At 71.7% G+C, this 20,208-nt stretch carries 20 protein-coding genes; 9 read left to right on the forward strand and 11 right to left on the reverse strand.

The features are described 5' to 3' along the window. Positions 1–63 precede the first annotated feature (63 nt). Positions 64–1,260 carry a sigma-E factor regulatory protein RseB domain-containing protein gene (locus tag J7E93_RS30845; RefSeq protein ID WP_215073316.1) on the forward strand — a complete coding sequence of 399 codons (1,197 nt, stop codon included), beginning with the start codon at positions 64–66 and terminating at the stop codon, positions 1,258–1,260. Between the two features lie 70 nt (positions 1,261–1,330). Here J7E93_RS30845 and J7E93_RS30850 read toward each other — a convergent pair whose 3' ends face one another. Both J7E93_RS30850 and J7E93_RS30855 read right to left on the reverse strand, forming a co-directional pair. Beyond that, positions 1,331–2,638 carry a M28 family peptidase gene (locus J7E93_RS30850; protein WP_215073317.1) on the reverse strand — a complete coding sequence of 436 codons (1,308 nt, stop codon included), beginning with the start codon at positions 2,636–2,638 and terminating at the stop codon, positions 1,331–1,333. 239 nt (positions 2,639–2,877) lie between these two features. Continuing rightward, the gene (locus J7E93_RS30855; RefSeq protein ID WP_215073318.1) at positions 2,878–3,765 is read right to left on the reverse strand and encodes an arginase family protein; all 888 of its coding nucleotides are present in this window, start codon (positions 3,763–3,765) and stop codon (positions 2,878–2,880) included. A 386-nt stretch (positions 3,766–4,151) separates the two neighbouring features. Here J7E93_RS30855 and J7E93_RS30860 point away from each other — a divergent pair, with 386 nt between their 5' ends. Further along, positions 4,152–4,655: a DUF1203 domain-containing protein gene (locus J7E93_RS30860; protein WP_215073319.1), complete on the forward strand. Its 504-nt coding sequence runs from the start codon at positions 4,152–4,154 to the stop codon at positions 4,653–4,655. 40 nt (positions 4,656–4,695) lie between these two features. Here the strand turns inward: J7E93_RS30860 and J7E93_RS30865 are convergent, their stop codons facing one another. Further along, entirely contained in the window at positions 4,696–5,148 is a 453-nt protein-coding gene (locus tag J7E93_RS30865; protein ID WP_215073320.1) for a VOC family protein, read from the reverse strand. A 24-nt stretch (positions 5,149–5,172) separates the two neighbouring features. Between J7E93_RS30865 and J7E93_RS30870 the strand changes: the two genes are divergently transcribed. Then, positions 5,173–5,781, forward strand: a complete 609-nt coding sequence (locus J7E93_RS30870; RefSeq protein WP_251067333.1) for an ABATE domain-containing protein — start codon at positions 5,173–5,175, stop codon at positions 5,779–5,781. Between the two features lie 17 nt (positions 5,782–5,798). On the opposite strand, the gene J7E93_RS30875 is transcribed toward J7E93_RS30870, so the two are convergent. Continuing rightward, positions 5,799–6,269 carry a helix-turn-helix domain-containing protein gene (locus J7E93_RS30875; protein ID WP_215073321.1) on the reverse strand — a complete coding sequence of 157 codons (471 nt, stop codon included), beginning with the start codon at positions 6,267–6,269 and terminating at the stop codon, positions 5,799–5,801. A 103-nt stretch (positions 6,270–6,372) separates the two neighbouring features. On the opposite strand from J7E93_RS30875, the gene J7E93_RS30880 reads away from it, so the two are divergent. Together J7E93_RS30880 and J7E93_RS30885 are read left to right on the forward strand one after the other, a co-directional pair. Then, a complete protein-coding gene (locus tag J7E93_RS30880; RefSeq protein ID WP_308368843.1) occupies positions 6,373–7,773 on the forward strand; it encodes an MFS transporter in 1,401 nt (466 codons plus the stop codon). A 26-nt stretch (positions 7,774–7,799) separates the two neighbouring features. After that, positions 7,800–8,249 carry a DUF6401 family natural product biosynthesis protein gene (locus J7E93_RS30885; RefSeq protein ID WP_215073323.1) on the forward strand — a complete coding sequence of 150 codons (450 nt, stop codon included), beginning with the start codon at positions 7,800–7,802 and terminating at the stop codon, positions 8,247–8,249. Between the two features lie 192 nt (positions 8,250–8,441). On the opposite strand, the gene rarD is transcribed toward J7E93_RS30885, so the two are convergent. Both rarD and J7E93_RS30895 read right to left on the reverse strand, forming a co-directional pair. After that, positions 8,442–9,533 carry an EamA family transporter RarD gene (gene rarD, locus J7E93_RS30890; protein ID WP_215073324.1) on the reverse strand — a complete coding sequence of 364 codons (1,092 nt, stop codon included), beginning with the start codon at positions 9,531–9,533 and terminating at the stop codon, positions 8,442–8,444. A gap of 104 nt (positions 9,534–9,637) precedes the next feature. After that, on the reverse strand, positions 9,638–10,546 hold the full coding sequence (locus J7E93_RS30895; RefSeq protein WP_215073325.1) for an NAD(P)H-binding protein: 909 nt from the start codon (positions 10,544–10,546) through the stop codon (positions 9,638–9,640). Between the two features lie 97 nt (positions 10,547–10,643). Here J7E93_RS30895 and J7E93_RS30900 point away from each other — a divergent pair, with 97 nt between their 5' ends. Next, positions 10,644–11,057, forward strand: coding sequence for a helix-turn-helix domain-containing protein (locus J7E93_RS30900; RefSeq protein WP_215073326.1), 414 nt, complete (start codon positions 10,644–10,646; stop codon positions 11,055–11,057). A gap of 254 nt (positions 11,058–11,311) precedes the next feature. On the opposite strand, the gene J7E93_RS30905 is transcribed toward J7E93_RS30900, so the two are convergent. The 5 genes from J7E93_RS30905 to J7E93_RS30925 all read right to left on the reverse strand — a co-directional run bounded on the left by J7E93_RS30905 (position 11,312) and on the right by J7E93_RS30925 (position 18,179). Further along, positions 11,312–12,364 (reverse strand): 2-oxoacid:ferredoxin oxidoreductase subunit beta, encoded by a 1,053-nt coding sequence (locus tag J7E93_RS30905; protein WP_215073327.1) that lies wholly within the window; start codon positions 12,362–12,364, stop codon positions 11,312–11,314. Then, a complete protein-coding gene (locus J7E93_RS30910; RefSeq protein ID WP_215073328.1) occupies positions 12,357–14,294 on the reverse strand; it encodes a 2-oxoacid:acceptor oxidoreductase subunit alpha in 1,938 nt (645 codons plus the stop codon). The genes J7E93_RS30905 and J7E93_RS30910 overlap by 8 nt, the downstream gene beginning before the upstream one ends. 268 nt (positions 14,295–14,562) lie before the next feature. Then, positions 14,563–15,234, reverse strand: a complete 672-nt coding sequence (locus J7E93_RS30915; RefSeq protein ID WP_308368844.1) for a response regulator transcription factor — start codon at positions 15,232–15,234, stop codon at positions 14,563–14,565. Between the two features lie 337 nt (positions 15,235–15,571). Next, positions 15,572–16,858, reverse strand: coding sequence for a sensor histidine kinase (locus J7E93_RS30920; protein ID WP_215073330.1), 1,287 nt, complete (start codon positions 16,856–16,858; stop codon positions 15,572–15,574). A 172-nt stretch (positions 16,859–17,030) separates the two neighbouring features. Continuing rightward, on the reverse strand, positions 17,031–18,179 hold the full coding sequence (locus J7E93_RS30925) for a sensor domain-containing protein (protein WP_215073331.1): 1,149 nt from the start codon (positions 18,177–18,179) through the stop codon (positions 17,031–17,033). A 393-nt stretch (positions 18,180–18,572) separates the two neighbouring features. Here J7E93_RS30925 and J7E93_RS30930 point away from each other — a divergent pair, with 393 nt between their 5' ends. The 3 genes from J7E93_RS30930 to J7E93_RS30940 form a co-directional block, all read left to right on the forward strand. Further along, positions 18,573–18,974: an NADH-quinone oxidoreductase subunit A gene (locus tag J7E93_RS30930; protein WP_215073332.1), complete on the forward strand. Its 402-nt coding sequence runs from the start codon at positions 18,573–18,575 to the stop codon at positions 18,972–18,974. Next, positions 18,965–19,549 (forward strand): NADH-quinone oxidoreductase subunit B, encoded by a 585-nt coding sequence (locus tag J7E93_RS30935; protein WP_215073333.1) that lies wholly within the window; start codon positions 18,965–18,967, stop codon positions 19,547–19,549. Before J7E93_RS30930 ends, J7E93_RS30935 begins: the two co-directional genes overlap by 10 nt. Next, positions 19,546–20,208: NADH-quinone oxidoreductase subunit C (locus tag J7E93_RS30940; RefSeq protein WP_215073334.1), on the forward strand; the 663-nt coding region annotated here is incomplete at its 3' end. The genes J7E93_RS30935 and J7E93_RS30940, both read left to right, overlap by 4 nt.

A 20,208-nucleotide genomic window follows, 5' to 3' on the forward strand; every position in this document is an offset into this window, starting at 1 on the left:
CTGACGATTCCTTACCGCCGCTTTGGTCTGATGGAGTCATCGACCACGGAGGTAGGACAGACCATGGCACCGAACGACAGCACGGACAGCACGCAGACGACCCGACGCAAGGCGAGCCGCTACGTCGTCCCGGTCGCGGTGGCCGGAGTGGCCGCCGCGACGATCGGGCTCGTCCCGGCCCTGGCGGCGTCCGGTGACCCGGAGCTGCCGAAGATCACGGCCCAGCAGCTCATCGAGAAGATCGCCGCTTCGGACACCCAGACGCTCTCCGGCACGGTGAAGATCAGCACGGACCTCGGGCTGCCGTCGCTGGCCGGCCTCGCGGGCGGCCTCGGCGGGGATTCCTCGACCTCCTCGGCCGACCCGCAGGACAAGCTGACGGAGCTGGTCTCCGGCACGCACACGCTGCGCGTCGCCGCCGACGGCCCGGAGAAGCAGAAGTTGACCATCCTGGACGGCTCGGACGAGTACAGCCTGATCCACAACGGCGACGACGTCTGGGGCTACGACAGCAAGTCGAACGAGGCCTTCCACGAGAAGGCGGACGAGGCCGACGGGCCGAAGGGCGAGAAGCGCGAGAAGCCCGAGAAGCTTCCGAGCACCCCGAAGGAGATGGCGGACGAGATCCTGAAGGCCGCCGGCGACACGACGTCGATCACGGTGGGCGGGACCGCGCGGGTCGCGGGCAGGGACGCGTACCAGCTCGTCATCGAGCCGAAGCAGAGCGGCTCGACCGTCGAGTCGGTGAAGGTGGCGGTGGACGCCGAGAACGGCGTGCCGCTGAAGTTCACCCTGTCCTCGACGGCGGGCGGGAAGCCCGTGGTCGACGCCGGCTTCACGAAGGTCGACTTCGGCAGGCCCGCGGCGTCCACGTTCGACTTCACGGCGCCCAAGGGCGCGAAGGTGACCGAGGGCGCGGCGGAGGAGAAGGCCCCCGAGGACTTCGAGAAGGCCCCCGAGAACTTCGAGAAGGAGTTCGGCCAGGGGCTGGAGGGCTTCGGCGGCCTGAACGTCATCGGCGAGGGCTGGACGACGATCGCGAAGCTGGACACCGGCGCCCCGGCCCCGAAGACCGACGAGGCCCCGGCGGAGGTCAAGGGCTTCCTGGACTCGCTCGGCGACAAGGTCAGCGGAAAGTTCGGCTCGGGCACGGTCTTCAAGACCAAGCTCGTCAACGCCCTGCTGACGGACGACGGCAAGGTCTACGTCGGCGCGGTCACCCAGGACGCTCTGGTGGACGCGGCGAACGCCGGCAAGTAGGTGGGTGCCCGGGTGGGTCGGGGCTGGATGTCACCGACCCACCCGGGAGTTCTTCGCGCGGTCTCCAGGCTCAGAACGTGAGCTTGAAGCCGCTGATGTAGCCGGTGTCCTGGGCGGCCTTGTCCTGGGCCCGCAGCTTCCAGGCGCCGTTGGCGACCTCGCTGGATGCGTTCACCGTGTAGGTCGTCTGGATGTTGTCGGCCGAGTCGGAGGACGAGAACGGCTTCAGGTTGTAGACCGAGCCGTCCGGGGCCACCAGGTCGACGACCACGTCACCGCGCCAGGTGTGGACGATGTCCACGCCCACCTTGAGGGTGGCGGGCGCGTTGCCGGGGATGCCGGTGACGTTGACCGTGGAGGTCACCGCGGCGCCGTTGTCCGGGATGGACACGTCGGCGGTGTTCTCGAAGACCTGGCCGGGCGGCGTCGTCGTACCGGCCGACAGGCTCCAGATCGCGTGGGCGACGGCGTCGCTGTTGCGGTCCAGGGCGGTGTCGTTGATGTTCGCGGTCGTGTCGCAGGAGGAGTGGTAGCAGCGGTCGAAGGCCGTGGCCGTGCCGCCCCACTTCTGGACCTGCGCACTGGTCTTCACCCGGCTGGCGCCGGTGAACAGGCCGCCGACCGGTATGCCGACGTTCTTGAACGAGGCGTGGTCGGATCGGCCGTCGCCCTCGGTCTCGATCTCGGTGGGCACGCCGATGCCGGCGAAGTAGCTCTTGAAGGTCTGCTCGATCGTGGGGTCGTCGTCGTAGACGAAGTAACCGGGGTTCGGCGACCCGATCATGTCGAAGTTCAGATAGCCGGAGAACTTCGCCCGCTCGGTGGTGGGCAGTTGGCTGACGTAGTACTTCGATCCGACGAGCCCGAGCTCCTCGGCACCCCACCACCCGAAGCGCAGGTGCTTGGCGGGCTGGAGGCCGGCCCGGGAGACGGCGAGCGCGGTCTCCAGAACGGCAGCCGAACCGGAGCCGTTGTCGTTGATGCCGGCGCCCGAGGAGACGGAGTCGAGGTGGGCGCCCGCCATGAGGACCTGGTTGGGGTCGCCGCCGGGCCAGTCGGCTATCAGGTTGTAGCCGGTGGCGCCGCTGGAGGTGAACTGCTGGACGGAGGTGGTGAACCCGGCCGCGTCCAGCTTGGCCTTCACGAAGTCGATGGACGCCTTGTAGCCGGGGCGTCCGTGGGCGCGGTTGCCGCCGTTGGCGTTGGCGATCGCCTGAAGGTCGGTCAAGTGCTGCTTGACGTTGGCCAGCGGGATGTCGGGCGCGGCGGCCGCGGCCGACTGCGGCTGCGCGGTGGCGGCGGGCGCGACACCGGCCAGGAGTCCGGCGAGTGCGATACCGGCGACCGCGGTGGCGCGTCTGGGAACGGAGAGCTTCATGTGGGGGCTCCGGATTCCGAACTGGGGATGGGACGGAACGTGCGAGACGCCCCGCGGCGTGGGTGCCACGAGGCGCTGGAGCTGTGCGTGGTGCGATGGTGCGACGAACGGTTGTGCGTGCTGAATGTTCAGCGAGAGTTTGATTCCCCGTCAAGAGCGGAAACCGGTCAGGCGCGTTCGCTCACCGGACGCGTTCGGCCGGTCATCCCTCGGTCGTGCCCCGGTTCCCCGCTCGTTCCTCAGTCGTCCCCACCGCTCATTCCCCGGCCGAGGCACTCGACCAGACGGGTGGCCATCGCCCCTTCGGGGTCGAGACGGGGGTTGAAGATGGTGACATCGAGACCCCGGGCCCGTTCGTCGGCCAGTGCCGTCCGCAGGACGCTCTCCAGTTCCTCCCAGGTCAGCCCGCCGGGCAGGCGGTAGTCGACGGCCGGCATGAGGGCGGCGTCCAGGATGTCGACATCGAGATGGACCCAGAACCCGGCGCTGCCGTCGGCGGTGAGATGACCGACCGCCCGGCGCGCCGCCGCGGCGGCACCCACCGCGCGCACCGCGTCGAGGCCGATGGCGCGCAGCCGCGGCGGCAGGGGCTGCATCCCGGCCTCGGCCGACTCGGCGGTGTCGCGGAAGCCGAAGGCGACGACGTCCTCGTCGCGCAGCAGCGGGCCGCGGCCTTCGAGGTCGGTCAGGAGCCGCGGGCCACGGCCCGTGGCGAGTGCGAGTTCCATCGAGGCCGCCTCGCCGGTCGGCTCCGCCGACGGCTGGTAGAAGTCGGTGTGTCCGTCGAGGAACAGCAGGCCGTGGCGTCCGCGGCGGCGCAGGGCGAGGAGGCTGCCGAGCAGGATGCTGCAGTCACCGCCCAGGACCACGGGGAACCGGCCACGGCCGAGGACGCCGTCCACCACGTCGGCCAGATCGACGGAGTACCGCGCGATGCCCTCGGGGTTGAGGATCCCGGTCTCCTCGTCGCGCCGCGGATCGTAGGCGGGCGCTTCCACCCGGCCGGCCCGCACCGCCCCGAGACGCGCCGCCAGTCCGGCGTCGAGCAGAGCCGTCGGCAGCTCCTGGACGCCCGACGGCCGCAGCCCGAGCACGGACGGCGCCTCGATGATCGCCGGTTCCCGCACGCCACCACCACCTCTTCGGACGATCGCGGATCCCCGGGTGCGCGGTCCCGCGGAGCGGACGATACGCGGCGTCGAGGACGGGTCCGAGCGCCGCGGTGGGGCGGCGCCCGATTGCCACGTCCGATCACCATGTCCGATCAGCCGGCGCCGATCACCACGTCCGAACACCGGCGTCGATCGCCGGCGCCCGTCACCGGCTCCGACCAGCACCGGCTCCGACCGGCACCGGCTCCGACCGGCACCGGCTCCGACCAGCACCGGCTCCGACCGGCACGTCCGATCAGCGCGTCCGTTCGCGATGTCCGGTCACCAATCCGATCACCCCGTCCGATCGCCATGTCCGAATCCCGCCAGCGGCGCCGTCGCGCGCGCGTGAGCCTGGGGGCATGACCACGTACACCGCACGCGCCATCGACCCCGCCGCGCTCGCCGAGCTCCGCCTCCGCGACGACGCGGGCCGCCCCTGTCTCCCGTACGTCGACGACGAGGGCGGAGACCCGCTGCGCTGCTGTCTGCGGCCCGTCCGCCCCGGAGAGCGGATCGCTCTCGTCTCGTACGCCCCGCTGCGCCGCTGGGCGGCCGCGACCGGTGCCGAGCCGGGCGCGTACGACGAGCAGGGGCCGGTCTTCATCCACGCGGAGGAGTGCGAGGGGCCGGCGGACCCGGAGTCGTACCCCTTCGCGCGACCCGGCGCCCTGCGGGTCCTGCGCCGTTACAGCGCCGAGGGCCGCATCGTCGGCGGCCGCCTGCTGGAGATCCCGGAGGCGGCGACCGAGGGGTTCGACACGGCGTTCGCGGAGGCCTTCACCGATCCCGAGGTGGCCCTGGTGCACGTCAGGGCGGTCGGGTACGGCTGCTTCCACTACGAGGTCCGCCGGAACGGGAGCTGAGCCGGGCACGGCGGGGCAGGGCTCAGCAGCCGGGCACGGCTCACTGCACGCAGAACTCGTTGCCCTCCGGGTCCGTCATGACCACCCACTCGCCGCCTTGTTCGGCGACCCGGCGCAGGACGGAGGCGCCCAGAGTCTCCAGCCGCTCCACCTCCGCCTCGCGCTCGCCCGGCGCGGCGTGGACGTCCAGATGGAGGCGGTTCTTGACCGTCTTCTTCTCCGGGACGCGCTGGAAGAGGAGCCGGCGGCCGAGCCCCATGCCGGTCTCCTCCTGGTACGGGTCGTCCGGATGGCGGACGGCGGCCAGATCGCGCCAGGCGAGCCGGTCGGAGACCGTCAGGGTCGCCTCCGGCGGAGCGGCCCCGAGCCCGAGGAGGCGCTCGATCAGCGCGCTGTGGTCCTCCTCCTCGTAGCCGAGGGCCCGGGCCCAGAAGGCGGCCTGGGCGTGCGGGTCGGTGCAGTCGATCACGAGCTTCCAATGGAGCGGTGTCATGTAACCACTTATACTGGTTGCGTGATGCGGGACACAACGGGAATGGCCCTGAAGCACCTGGACGGGCAGTCGTTCCGCTTCGACGCGGGCGCCCTCTGCCTGGAGTTGCTCCTCACCGGCGGCCCTGGACCGGTGGCCTCGCGCTACGAAGTCCTCGATGCGGCCGAGGGCCTCCTCGACTGGGTCCGGCGGTGCCGGCTCGCGCCCGGGCTCGACATCACCGTCACGGCGGCCGAGCTCACGCGGGTCCGGGAGGTCCGGGACGCGCTGTGGCGGCTGGCGTCCGCCCGGGCGTACGGGCGGGCCCTCGCGCCGGAGGACGTCGAGACCGTCAACGAGGCCGCCGCCCACCCGCCGCTCGTGGGCCGGTTCACCGTGGCCGGCGCGCGGGCCTGGGCGCCGGGTGCCACCGCGACCGCCCTGCTCTCGACCGTCGCCCGCGACGCGATCGAGCTGTTCACCGGCGCGTACGCCGACCGGATCCGCGTCTGCGGCTCCGACCACTGCGCGCTGCTGTTCGTGGACACCTCCCGCCCCGGGCGCCGCCGCTGGTGCTCCATGGAGAGGTGCGGCAACCGCCACAAGGTGCGGGCGCACCGGGCCCGTACGCACACGGAGCGGGAAGCCCCCTGACCCGCGGGCGGCGGCGGTCAGGTCGTCAGAGCCGCCTCCGACTCCGCCCTCTCGCGGGCGTCGTACGCCTCCCGTGCCGCCGCGATCTCGTTCTGGTGCCGCTCCGTCCAGGTCACCAGCGAACGGATCGTCGTGTGCAAGGTCCCGCCCAGCGGCGTCAGTTCGTAATCCACCCGCGGCGGCACCACCGGATGCACCGTCCGCTTCACCAGGCCGTCCCGCTCCAGCTGCCGCAGCGTGACCGTCAGCATCCGCTGGCTGATCCCGTCGATCTCCCGCCGCAGCTCCGAGAAGCGCAGCTTGCGCCGGTCGAGCAGGGCGATGACCAGCAGCGACCACTTGTCGGCGACCCGGTCGAGGATCTGCCGTACCTCGCAGTCCTCCCGGGTGTCCCACTGGAAGGGGTCCGTGTCCCCACCGTCTCCGTCGTGCCCGGCGCCGTAGGTCACTTCGCAGTGACTCGGTGACTTCGAAGTGCCTTCTTCCATGGCACCCGATGCTGCCGCAGGATGCAGGTGGTTACAAGAGGGAACCGACCCTCCGGCCGGTAACCGCCCTTCGCTCTTCGCCCTTCTTGCCCTGGAGACAGCTGTGTCCTTACGCGCCTGGAGCCTGCTCCTCGTCCTCTGCGGGACGATCTTCCTCGAAGGCATCGACGTCGCCATGCTCGCCGTCGCCGTGCCCTCCGTCCGAGCCGACCTGGACCTGTCCACCGGCACCGCGGCCTGGGTGATGTCCGCGTACGTCCTCGGCTACGCCGGCTTCACCCTCCTCGGCGGCCGCGCGGCCGACCTCCTCGGCCGCCGCCGGATGTTCCTCGGCTGGCTCACCGTCTTCCTGCTCTTCTCCGGCCTCGGCGGCTTCGCGAGCGAGGGCTGGATGCTGATCCTGGCCCGCTTCGTGACCGGTGTCGCCGCCGCCTTCATGACCCCGGCCGCGATGTCGATCATCACCACCTCCTACGCGGAGGGCCCGCAGCGCAACCAGGCCCTGCTGGTCTTCGCCGGTACGGCGGCGGGCGGCTTCTCGCTCGGTCTCGTCATGGGCGGGCTGCTCACCCAGCTCGGCTGGCGCTGGGTCTTCTTCGCGCCCGTCCTGCTCGCCGCGGCGATCCTGCTCGCCGCACTCCGGCTGATCCCGAAGGAGGCGCGGCCCGAGAAGACGGCGGGCGGATTCGATCTGGGCGGAGCGCTGACGGCCGCCGGCGCCATGCTGCTGTCGGCGTTCGCGATCGTCCGGCTGGAGCACGGCTTCGACGGCTGGGCGGTGACCGCGCTCGCCCTCGCCGGCGGCCTCGCCCTCGCCGGGGTCTTCGTCGCCGTCGAACGCCGGGCCGCCACCCCGCTCGTACGGCTCGGGCTGCTCCGCAAGGCGTCCATGGTCCGCGCCGACCTGGGGGCGCTGCTGTTCGTCGGGTCGTTCTTCGGGTTCCAGTTCGTGGCCACCCTCTACCTGCAGGAGCTGCGCGGCTGGTCCTCGCTGGAAACGGCGCTCGCCCTGGTCGTCATGGGCGTCGACGCGGTCCTCGCCCCGACGCTGACGCCCCGGCTCGTGACGCGCTGCGGCAACGGCCGGGTGATTCTCGGCGGCTTCGTGCTCGCGGTCGTGTCGTACGCCCTGTTCCTGCCGGTCGGCCCGGACTGGTCGTACGCGGCGATGTTCCCGACCCTGCTGCTGACCGGTCTCGCCTTCGCCCTCGCGTACGGACCGCTGACGATCGCGGCGACCGACGGCGTCGCGGAGGAGGAGCAGGGGCTCGCGAGCGGACTGCTGACCACGGCGACCCAGTTCGGCTCGGCGGTCGGCATCTCGGCGGTGACGGCGGTGTACGGGATCTCCGGCGGCGGTCTCGACGGATTCCGCGCGGCGCTGATCGTGCCGGTGGTGATGGTGACGCTCGGCGCGCTGGTCACCGCGACCGGGCTGCGGTCGAGGGCGTCCGGCCGCGAGGTCCACGGCGGGACGGCTGCGACCAAGGTCACGGTCTCGTAGGCGAGAAGCGCCCTCAGTGTGGGGGAATGAACGATTCGCCCGGCTGCCCGCTGGTGGGCGTCGCCGCCACGTACATGCCCCGGCTCTCGGAGTTCCCCTTCGAGCCGGGGCTTGTGGCCGCCGTCGACCAGCACGCCGCCGAGGTCCGCGACGCCCTGATCCCCGCCCAGCGGGGCCCGGCGCGCCAGGCTGCGAGCCGGACGGAGGGCCAGGAGGGGAACCGAACCGAGGCCTGGGCCGAGAGCGGGAGCGAGAGGCCGGCGGAGAGCTGGGCCGAGAGCGTGGGGGAGAGGCCGGCGGACAGCTGGGCCGAGCGCCGGACCCTGCGACGCGAGGACCTTTCCGACTACGTCCTCGGCTTCACCGACTGGCTGGCGGAGGCCGACTGGGTCGAGCCGGTGGGGTACGACTTCGCGACGCTGCGGCTGACGGCCGTGTGCTGGCTGATCCGGGAACACGACCTGCTCGGCGCCTGAACCGGAGCCCCGGCCCCGGGGCGCCGGGCAGGCGGTGGCGCTCCGTCACATCGGGGTCCGTCACATCGGGTCCATCGGGGGCTCGCCGCGGCCCGGCTGCGACTGACGCCATCACTCCGCTCGGGAGGGGCCCCACGGACAGCGGGCCCGGTACTCCCGACGTAACACCGCAGTGTGCGTGGCTGCCTGCGGTCAGCGCCCCGGCTGCGCCGAAGGAGTGGAAGCGGCCGCGGTTCCGGTCGGCGACCCGGCTGTCCCCGGCGGCTCGGCCGTGGCCGGCAGCTCAGCCGGCTCGGCCACGGTCGCCGTCGCCACGGTCGCCGTCGCCACGGCCGTCGCCACGACCGCCGTCGCCTCGGCCGCCGTAGCCTCCGCCGTCGCCGCCACGACCGCCGCGCGGCTGCGCCGGGCCGTCCGCAGCGCGTCCCACGTCAGGATCGTCAGCGCCAGCCAGACCAGGGAGAAGCCTGCCCACCGCTCCGGCGGCATCGCCTCGTGGAAGTAGACGACCCCGAGGAGGAACTGGAAGACGGGCGCCAGATACTGCAGCAGCCCCAGCGTCGACAGCGGAACCCGGATCGCCGCCGCCCCGAAGCAGACCAGCGGCACGGCCGTCACGACGCCGGTCGCGGCGAGCAGGGCCGCGTGCCCGGCGCCCTCGGCGCCGAAGGCGGCCGATCCCCGGGACCCCAGCCACACCAGATAGACGAGGGCCGGCAGGAACTGGATCGCGGTCTCGGCGGCCAGTGACTCCAGTCCGCCGATGTTCACCTTCTTCTTCACCAGGCCGTAGACGGCGAAGGAGAACGCCAGCATCAGCGAGAGCCAGGGCGGCCGCCCGTAACCGATCGCGAGGACGAGCACGGCCGCGAAACCGACGCCGACCGCCGCCCACTGCGCGGGCCGCAGCCGCTCCTTCAGGAGCAGGACCCCCATGGCGATGGTGACCAGGGGGTTGATGAAGTAGCCGAGCGAGGCCTCGACCACCTGGCCCGAGTTGACGGCCCAGATGTAGCCGCCCCAGTTGACGCTGATCACGGCCGCGGCGACGGTGATGAGACCCAGCTTGCGCGGGCTGCGCACCAGCTCCCGTATCCAGCCCCAGCGGCGCAGCGCGAGGAGCGCGAGACCGACGACGGCCAGCGACCACACCATCCGGTGGGCGAGGATCTCGACGGCGCCGGCCGGCTTCAGGAGCGGCCAGAAGAGCGGGACCAGCCCCCACATGCCGTAGGCGCCGATCCCGTACAAGAGGCCTGCTCGGCCCTCGGTGCTTTCCTTCATCGAAACTCCCGCCCTCCGCCGCGCCGTCCTGTCGACGGTAGCGCCGCGCGGGGCGGCCTGTCATGTCCGTACCGCGATACGGTCATGACCTTCCGGGTGAGGGCTCAGGCGTTCGACTCGGAGATCGGCTCGGACGCGGGCTCGGCCATCGCGTCGGCCATCGCGTCGGCGATCGTCTCGGCGATCGGCGTGGTCGGGCGGCCGATCAGGCGGGAGAGGTCGCCGTTACGCCGCGCGAGCGCCCCGCGCTCCACGGCCCGGTCCACGTCCACGAGGATCTCGGCGAAGGGCTGCGGCACGCCCGCGCCGGTGAGGATCGCCAGGTGGGTCTCGGCGGGCACGGGGGTGTACGCGATCTCCTTGCCGGACCGGGCCGAGACCTCGGCCGCGTACTCGGCGAGCGACCAGGCGACGTCACCGCTCAGCTCGTACGCCCTGTTCAGGTGCTCCTCGACCGGGCCGGTCAGGACGGCGGCGGCGGCCGCCGCGTAGTCGGCGCGGGTGGCGGAGGCGATCCGGCCCTCGCCGGCGTTGGCGACGACCGCGCCGTGCGCGAGCACGGCGGCGAGGCTGGCCGTGTAATTCTCGGTGTACCAGCCGTTGCGGAGGAAGGTGTACGGCAGACCCGATTCGAGGATCAGCCGCTCGGTCGCCTTGTGCTCGGCGGCCAGGTCGAAGTCCGCCTCCGGGCCACCGAGGATGCCGGTATACGCGAGCTGGGCGACGCCGGCGGCCTTCGCCGCGGCGATCACGGCGGCGTGCTGCGGCACGCGCCGCCCGACCTCGCTGCCGGAGATCAGGAGCACGCGGTCACCGGCCTCGAAGGTCTCGGCGAGGGTCTCCGGCTTGCTGTAGTCGGCGACCCGCAGCTCGACACCGCGCTCGGCGAGGTCGGCGGCCTTCTCCTTGTCGCGGACGACCGCGGCGACGGAGGGGGCGGGGACCCTCGTCAGCAGCTCGGCGACGACAAGACGACCGAGCTGTCCGGTGGCTCCGGTGACGACGATGCTCATGGCGTTCTCTCTCTGGAGGGGGTCTGTCGGGGTGTTCACTCACCGTACGACCGGCGCCAACTATTCGAAAGTACCCACTTTGAAGTAAGGTACTGGTATGGGAGTAAGTACAGAGGGCGGCGCGAGCCCGAAGCCGGACCTCAACGACCCGATGTGCCCCTCGCGGCTCGTCTTGGAGCACGTCACCAGCCGCTGGGGCGTCCTCATCCTGATCGCGCTCCTGGAGCGCTCGTACCGCTTCAGCGAGCTGCGCCGGGAGATCGGCGGCGTCAGCGAGAAGATGCTCACCCAGACGCTCCAGACCCTGGAGCGCGACGGCTTCGTCCACCGCGACGCCAAGCCGGTGATCCCGCCCCGCGTCGACTACAGCCTCACCGAACTGGGCACGGAGGCCGCCCGCCAGGTGTCGGAGCTGGGGCGCTGGACGGAGCGGCGGGTGCCGGATGTGGAGAGGGCACGGCAGGCGTACGACGAGGCGCGTCGCGAGCGGGCAACCGGTCGGTCCCAATGACGTTGTAACCGCCCCGGGGTGACGGGCGGTCGCCTCGGCCGAGGAGTTCACCGCCGCCTGCCGGGCGGGCTGGGGCCTCGGGCCGTGGCGCCGGGTCGAACGGTTCGCGGTGGAGGCGTAGAGGCGTACGACGCCGTCCTCGCCGCAGCCGAGGCGATGCGGCTGGTCGCCGAGGAGACGTGAGGGGCGCGGCGTCGCGCGCCGCGCCCCTCATCCGTGCCGGGAGGCCGTGCCCCTCACGCGGGGCGCCGGGGCTACCCGACCACCGTCCAGGTGTCGCTGCCCGCCAGCAGCTGTCCCAGGTCGCCCTTGCCGTGCTGCTCGATCGCCGTGTCCAGCTGGTCGGCCATCAGCGTGTCGTACACCGGCCGCTCCACGGACCGGAACACCCCGATCGGCGTCTGGTGCAGCGTGTCCGGGTCCGCGAGGCGGGACAGCGCGAACGCGGTCGTCGGAGAGGCGGCGTGGGCGTCGTGGACGAGGACGCTGCTCTCGTTCTCGGCGGTCACGGTGACGACCTTCAGGTCGCCGGTGACGTTGTCCCGTACGACGCCCTTGGCCAGGTCGGTGCCGAAGCGGATCGGCCGGCCGTGCTCCAGGCGGATCACGGCCTCCTGGGCCTGGTCCTTGTCCTTGAGGGCCTCGAAGGCGCCGTCGTTGAAGATGTTGCAGTTCTGGTAGATCTCCACGAGCGCCGTGCCGGGGTGATCGGCGGCCTGGCGCAGCACCTCGGTGAGGTGCTTGCGGTCGGAGTCCACCGTCCGCGCGACGAAGGAGGCCTCCGCGCCGATCGCGAGCGAGACCGGGTTGAAGGGCGCGTCGAGCGAGCCCATCGGCGTCGACTTGGTGATCTTGCCGATCTCGCTGGTGGGGCTGTACTGGCCCTTGGTCAGGCCGTAGATCCGGTTGTTGAAGAGCAGGATCTTGAGGTTGACGTTGCGGCGCAGCGCGTGGATCAGGTGGTTGCCGCCGATGGAGAGCGCGTCGCCGTCACCCGTGACGACCCAGACGGACAGGTCGCGGCGCGAGGTGGCGAGGCCGGTCGCGATGGCGGGGGCGCGGCCGTGGATGGAGTGCATCCCGTACGTGTTCATGTAGTACGGGAAGCGTGAGGAGCAGCCGATGCCGGAGACGAAGACGATGTTCTCCTTCGCCAGACCGAGTTCGGGCATGAAGCCCTGCACGGCGGCGAGGACGGCGTAGTCACCGCACCCCGGGCACCAGCGCACCTCCTGGTCGGACTTGAAGTCCTTCATCGACTGGGCGGCTTCGGCCTTGGGCACGAGGTTCAGGAGCGACTCAGGCATCGATGGCCTCCTTGAGTGCCGCGGCGAGCTGCTCGGCCTTGAACGGCATGCCGTTGACCTGTGTGTACGACTGCACGTCGACGAGGTACTTCGCGCGGACGAGGGTGGCGAGCTGGCCCAGGTTCATCTCCGGGAGAACCACCTTCTCGTACCGCTTCAGCACCTCCCCGAGGTTCTTCGGGAAGGGGTTGATGTGGCGCAGGTGCGTCTGGGCGATCGGGAGCCCCGCGGCCCGCAGCCGGCGGACGGCGGCCGTGATCGGCCCGTAGGTCGAGCCCCAGCCGAGGACGAGCGTCTTCGCGCCGTCCGGGTCGTCGACCTCGACGTCCGGCACCTCGATGCCGTCGATCTTGGCCTGGCGGGTGCGGACCATGAAGTCGTGGTTCGCGGGGTCGTACGAGATGTTGCCCGTGCCGTCCTGCTTCTCGATCCCGCCGATGCGGTGTTCGAGTCCCGGGGTGCCGGGCAGGGCCCAGGGCCGTGCCAGGGTCCGCGGGTCGCGCTTGTACGGCCAGAAGACCTCCGTGCCGTCCGCCAGCTCGTGGTTGGGGCCGGTGGCGAACCGCGTGGCGAGGTCGGGGAGTTCGTCGAGGTCCGGGATGCGCCAGGGTTCGGACCCGTTGGCGAGGTAGCCGTCGGAGAGCAGGAAGACCGGAGTGCGGTAGGTGAGCGCGATCCGGGCCGCGTCGAGGGCCGCGTCGAAGCAGTCGGCGGGTGTCCTGGGAGCCACGACCGGGACGGGCGCCTCGCCGTTGCGGCCGTACATGGCCTGCAGCAGGTCGGCCTGCTCGGTCTTGGTCGGCAGACCGGTGGACGGCCCGCCGCGCTGGATGTCGACGATCAGCAGCGGCAGCTCCAGGGAGACCGCGAGACCGATCGTCTCGGACTTCAGCGCCACCCCGGGGCCCGAGGTGGTGGTTACGGCGAGCGAGCCGCCGAAGGCCGCGCCGAGCGCGGCACCGATCCCGGCGATCTCGTCCTCCGCCTGGAAGGTGCGGACGCCGAAGTTCTTGTGCTTGGACAGCTCGTGCAGGATGTCCGAGGCGGGGGTGATCGGGTACGAGCCCAGGTAGAGCGGGAGGTCCGCCTGGCGGGAGGCGGCGATCAGTCCGTACGACAGGGCCAGGTTCCCGGAGATGTTCCGGTACGTGCCCGTCGGGAAGGCCTTGGTCGCCGGGGCGACCTCGTAGCTGACCGCGAAGTCCTCGGTCGTCTCGCCGAAGTTCCAGCCGGCCCGGAACGCGGCCACGTTCGCCTCGGCGATCTGCGGCTTCTTGGCGAACTTCTGCCGCAGGAAGGTCTCGGTGCCCTCGGTCGGCCGGTGGTACATCCAGGACAGCAGACCCAGCGCGAACATGTTCTTGGAGCGCTCGGCCTCCTTCCTCGGCAGGCCGAAGTCCTTCAGCGCCTCGACCGTCAGCGTCGTCAGCGGGACCGGGTGGACCCGGTAGCCGGCCAGCGAGCCGTCCTCCAGCGGGGAGGTCTCGTAGCCGACCTTCGCCATGGCGCGCTTGGCGAACTCGTCCGTGTTGACGATCACCTCGCCGCCGCGCGGCACATCGCCGATGTTGGCCTTGAGGGCGGCGGGGTTCATCGCCACCAGCACGTTCGGTGCGTCACCCGGGGTCAGGATGTCGTGGTCGGCGAAGTGCAGCTGGAACGAGGAGACGCCCGGCAGCGTGCCCGCCGGGGCCCGGATCTCGGCGGGGAAGTTCGGCAGCGTCGACAGGTCGTTCCCGAAGGACGCCGTCTCGGAGGTGAACCGGTCACCCGTCAGCTGCATACCGTCACCGGAGTCACCCGCGAATCGGATGATCACCCGATCCAGGCGGCGGACTTCCTTCTCTTCGCCGTGGTGGGACCCGGCGGGGACGCTGCGCTGTTCCCCGACCAGGGCCTCACCGGCCTCGCTACTGACCTGGCTGGTCACTGAACTGGACCTCCCTCGCGGCAAGGGGTCTCTCCGCCGGAGGCGGGAGAGGGCTCGGAAGACGCTCGGCGGACCGACCGTCCCGTGGCCCACCCTACGACGGTGAGGGGGGCCTTCCCGGGACTTCTCGCATCCTGGACGTCGTTTTGAGATGCCCGATCGCCATGAATTGTCACGTTCTGTCGCCCCTCGGATTCTTCCGGAAAGCCCCATTCCGCTCGTTCTTCGGTCCTAGGCCCCGATCTCGCCCTGACAGGGTGTCAGGCCATCAGGACTTCAGGTAGGTCAACACCGCGAGTACCCGACGATGATCCCCGTCACTCGGTGACAGGCCCAGTTTCAGGAAGATGTTGCTGACGTGCTTCTCCACCGCGCCGTCGCTCACCACCAGCTGTTTCGCGACCGCCGAGTTCGTCCGGCCCTCGGCCATCAGGCCCAGGACCTCCCGTTCCCGGGGGGTCAGGTTCGCCAGCACGTCCTGCTTGCGGCTGCGGCCCAGGAGCTGCTGCACGACCTCCGGGTCCAGCGCGGTACCGCCCCGGGCCACCCGGACCACCGCGTCGACGAACTCCCGGACCTCCGCGACACGGTCCTTCAGCAGGTAGCCCACGCCCCGGCTGGAGCCGGCCAGCAGCTCGGTGGCGTACTGCTCCTCCACGTACTGCGAAAGGACCAGGACCCCTATCCCCGGGTACTCCTTGCGCAGCCGCACCGCCGCCCGTACGCCCTCGTCCGTATGGGTCGGCGGCATCCGTACGTCCGCGACCACCACGTCCGGCAGCGCGTTCTCACCGGCGAGACCGGCCACGGTCTTGACCAGCGCCTCTCCGTCCCCCACACCGGCGACGACCTCGTGCCCCCGGTCGGTCAGCAACCGGGTCAACCCCTCCCGGAGCAGCACCGAGTCCTCGGCGATGACCACCCGTACGCTGTCCGCCACGTCTTCCACGCCCACGACCCTGAAGCCCCCGTGTCCCGATGTCCTGTGTCCGGTGTTCCGGTGTCCGGATTCCCGGATTCCCGGTGTCCCGGTGTCCCGGTGTTCGATGCGGTCCCAGCATCGCAGCAAGAGGGACGCGAGGGGGCCGGACGGGGTTCAGGGGGTGTGGTGGTTCCCCGAGGGGCATGGCATGAGCGGCGCATACGGGGGAGTGGGCGCGGAGAGGCCTCGGGGAGCCTCGGGAGGCCTTGGGAGAGTCCGCGGGGGAGGCCTGGTGGAAGGCCTCGGGGGAAGGCCTGGGGGAAGGCCTCGGGGAGGCCTCGGGGGAGCGCACGGCTCAGGCGCGCCAGGGCAGCTCCGCCGTGACCGTCGTCGGGCCGCCCGCCGGCGAGTCGACGGCCAGGATGCCGTCGACCGCGTCCAGCCGCTCCGTCAGGCCGGCCAGTCCGCTGGCTGCCGCCGTGTCCGCCCCGCCCCGGCCGTCGTCCCTCACCTGCAGCATCAGCCGGTCGCCCGCCCGCCATACATCCACCCAGGCACGGCGTGCCTCGGCGTGCTTGGAGACGTTCTGGAGCAGCTCGGAGACCGTGAAGTAGGCGATGCCCTCGATCGCCGGCACCGGCCGGGCCGGCAGATCCACCTCCACCGACACCGGGACCGTGCACCGTGCCGCGATCGAGGACAGCGCGGCGTCGAGCCCCCGGTCGGTCAGGACCGCCGGGTGGATCCCCCGGGCCAGGTCGCGCAGCTCCTGCAGCGCGGTCTTCACCTCGCCGTGCGCCTCCTCGACCATCCGCGCCGCCGCCCGCGGGTCCTCGGCCAGCTTCTCCTTCGCGAGCCCCAGATCCATGGCGAGGGCGACGAGCCGGGCCTGGGCGCCGTCGTGCAGATCGCGCTCGATGCGGCGCAGGTCGGCGGCGGCGGTGTCCACCACCACCCCGCGGTCCGTCTCCAGCTCCGTGACCCGGGTGGCCAGCCGCGAGGGGCCCAGCAGCCCGCCGACCATCAGCCGGTCCACGGCGACCAGTGACCGGATGATCCACGGCCCGGCGAGGACGAAGAGCAGACCGACGCCGCTGGTGACGGCCAGCTCGAAGGGGGAGTCCAGATAGAGGTCGTGCGTCCCGTCGCCGTACAGCTGGAGGCCGTCCTGGCCCGCGTACATCGGGAAGACCCACTGCCACAGGGGGTACGTGAAGAGGGCCCAGCCCCAGGCCCAGAAGGTCACCGCCACGGAGAAGGCGAAGACGGCCCACGGCATGTGGAGGATCGCGTACAGCAGGTGGCGCCAGGACGCGCCGCTCTTCAGCATCGCCCCCATCCAGGACATGGCCCCGCCCGTACGGCCCCGCACCGGCTCGGGCGCGGACACGTCCAGGCCGAGCAGGCCGCGCGCCCGGGCCCGCTCCACCGCGCCGAAGCCGCGGCACATCGCCAGAGCGCCGGCCAGCACCGGGATGCCGAGGAAGGTGATCAGCAGACCGGCGCCGGCCGAGACCATGGCGATGGAGAGGGCGAAGTAGACGCAGCTCAGCGGCAGCCCGAGCAGGAGATGGCCGAACTCGCGCCAGGTGCGTGCCTCGAACGGCGCGCGGATCGCGACGGGAAGGCGGTGGGTGGCCATCGCTGATGTCCGTTTCTGCTCGGAGGTGGTGGTGGAGGTGGTGGTGGAGGAGGTGGTGGAGGAGGAGGAGGTGGAGGGGTGAAGCGGGTGGAGGGGGGTACTGCCTCAAGGCTCCCGGGCGGGGCCGTCCCGCACCATGAGGAGGGTGGGCGTCTGCGACCGGGGGTTTCCCCTACCCCCGGGCCCGCCACGGGAGCTCCGCCGTGACCGTCGTCGGGCCGCCCTCGGGCGAGTCGAGGACGAACAGCCCGTCGACCGCGCCAAGGCGCTCCGAGAGCCCCGCCATCCCCGTACCGCCGTCGAGGCGCGCCCCGCCGCGGCCGTCGTCCCGTACCTGAAGGAGCAGCCGGTCCTCCCTGCGCCACACCTCCACCGAGGCGGAACGGGCCCGGGCGTGCTTGGAGACGTTCTGGAGCAGCTCGGAGACCGTGAAGTAGGCGATGCCCTCGATGGCCTCGGCCGGCCGCTCGGTCAGGTCGACCGTCACCTTCACCGGGACCGTGCACCGTGCCGCGATCGAGGACAGCGCGGCGTCGAGCCCCCGGTCGGTCAGGACCGCCGGGTGGATGCCCCGGGCCAGGTCGCGCAGCTCCTGCAGCGCGGTCTTCACCTCGCCGTGCGCCTCCTCGACCATCCGCGCCGCCGCCTCCGGGTCCTCGAGCAGCTTCTCCTTCGCCAGGCCGAGCCCCATCGCGAGGGCGACGAGCCGGGCCTGGGCGCCGTCGTGCAGATCGCGCTCGATGCGGCGCAGGTCGGCGGCGGCGGTGTCCACCACCACCCCGCGGTCGGTTTCCAGCTCGGCGATGCGCCGCTCCAGCTCGTCGGAGGGCGAGAGCAGACCGCGGACCATGGCCCGGTCGGCGTTGCCCAGGCCACGGGCGACGAACGGCAGCACCGGCCAGAGCACGATCAGCGAGACCAGGGTGACCGTGAAGGTCACGATCCCCCAGGGCAGCCGGATGAACATGTACAGCACCGTCCGCCACGCGACCGGGTCCTTCAGCGCCGTCCACAGCCAGGGGAAGAAGCCGTGCCGGCGGGGCAGCGGGCTCGGCTCGTCCACCCGCACCCCGAGCAGGGCCCGGGCGCGGGAGCGCTCGGCCCGCCCCAGACCGCGCGACCCGGCCAGACCGAAGGCGAGGAGCGGCAGACCGATCACCGTGACCGAGAGGCCGACGCCGAGGAGGACCGAGACCACCACGTACACGAACCCGACCAGCGCGATCGGCAGATTGGCGAGAAGGAAGGAGACCTCCTTCCAGGTGTGCCGGCCGTAGGCGAGGCGCGCGGGCGGTGGCGGGGTTTCGGTGTCGACGCTCATGGGGCCAAGCCTGCCGGTCGGCGCGCTCCGCACGCCATGGGGTTCGTGGGTGAGCCGGAGTAGGGATATCCCCCCTGTCTCCAGGGCTGCCGCGCCTCCGCCGTGGCCCGCCCCGCGCCCCGTCCGTGCGTCTGTCGTGCCCTGCTCGCGGCTCCCGCCCACGCCCCGTCCGCGGCCCCGTCCGTGCGTCTGTCGTGCCCTGCTCGCGGCTCCCGCCGACGCCCCGTCCGTGTCCCGCCCGCTCGCCGTCCCGGGCCTCTGGCCGCGTGTGGGCGCGCGCGGCAGTCCGCCGCGCTCGCTCACTAGCTGACACAGCCGCTTACAGCCCCTTTAACAAGGCCTAGACTCGCCTCCGTACAGATCTCCGAAACGGGCAGGAAGCGAGGGGTGGACGTGCCGGAACCGACCGTACGGGCGGGACTCGCGGCGGACTACTTCCAGACGTACTCGGTCGTCGGGCTGCTCGCCGTTATCGGGATGCTCTTCGTCGCCATCGCCTTCGGCGCGGGCCGACTGCTGCGGCCCGTCGTGCCGACGCCGGAGAAGCTGCTGACGTACGAGTGCGGTGTCGACCCGGTGGGGGAGGGCTGGGCCCACACCCAGGTCCGCTACTACGTGTACGCCTTCCTCTACGTGATCTTCGCCGTCGACTCGATCTTCCTCTTCCCCTGGGCGACCGTCTTCGCCGCACCCGGCTACGGCGCGGCGACCCTGGTCGAGATGTTCATCTTCCTCGGCTTCCTGGCCGTGGGACTGCTCTACGCGTACAAGAAGGGCGTCCTGTCATGGACGTGACCCCGACCCCGCCTCCGACTCCCCTGCCGGCCCCCACGCTGGGCCCCCTCGCCCGACTGGCACCCGAGCCGATGAAGGTGGTCCTGAACTGGGGCCGCCGCTACAGCCTCTGGGTCTTCAACTTCGGGCTCGCCTGCTGCGCGATCGAGTTCATCGCCGCGTCGATGGCCCGCCACGACTTCATCCGTCTCGGCGTGATCCCCTTCGCGCCCGGACCGCGCCAGGCCGACCTCATGATCGTCTCCGGCACGGTGACGGACAAGATGGCACCTGCGGTGAAGCGGCTGTACGAGCAGATGCCCGAGCCCAAGTACGTCATCTCCTTCGGCGCCTGCTCCAACTGCGGCGGGCCCTACTGGGACTCGTACTCCGTGACGAAGGGCGTCGACCAGATCATCCCCGTCGACGTCTACGTCCCCGGCTGCCCGCCGCGGCCCGAGGCGCTGCTCCAGGGAATCCTGAAGCTGCAGGAGAAGATCGCCCGGGAGAGCCTGGGGGAGCGCTACTCGGGCCCCTCGGTCGGCCAGCTGACCAGCGGCCTGGTCACCCCGCCGCCGCCCGGAGGTGACGCGTGAACGCCTACGACACCCTTCCGGACGCCGTCACCGAGATCTTCGGCGAGGAGGCGACGGCGGAGCGGGCGTACGACCTGCTGACCGTCGACGTACCGGCCGGCTCCTGGATCGCCGCGCTCGAAACCGCTCGCTCCACGCTGGGCTGCACGTACTTCGACTGGCTGAGCGCGGTCGACGAGCCGGGCACGGGCTTCCGGGTCTGCGCGCACGTGGTGGCGCTGGAGGGCCGCGTGGTCCGCCGCCTGCTGGTCCGCACGACGGTTCCGCACTCCGCGGCGGTGCTGCCGTCGGCGGTCGGCGTCTACGCGGGCGCCGCGTGGCACGAGCGCGAGACGCACGAGATGTTCGGCGTCGAGTTCACCGGCCACCCGAACCTCGTCCCGCTGCTCCTCCCCGAGAACTTCGAGGGCCACCCGCTCCGCAAGGACTTCGTGCTTGCCGCCCGCGTCGTGAAGGCGTGGCCGGGCGCGAAGGAGCCGGGCGAATCCGAGCACGGCGGCCCCAAGCGGCGCCAGATGCTCCCCCCGGGTGTCCCGGACCCCAACGAATGGGGCCCCCTCAAGGGCCAGCTTCCCCCTGCCCCGGCCCGCCCCGCCCGCGCGGCGGCAGGCGCCGCGGGCGAGCGCCCCGCCCGCACCCCTCGGGCAGCGGGCGCAGCC

Origin of the sequence: Streptomyces sp. ISL-36, assembly GCF_018614205.1 — a bacterium.
In the GTDB taxonomy this organism is placed as follows: Bacteria; Actinomycetota; Actinomycetes; order Streptomycetales; family Streptomycetaceae; genus Streptomyces.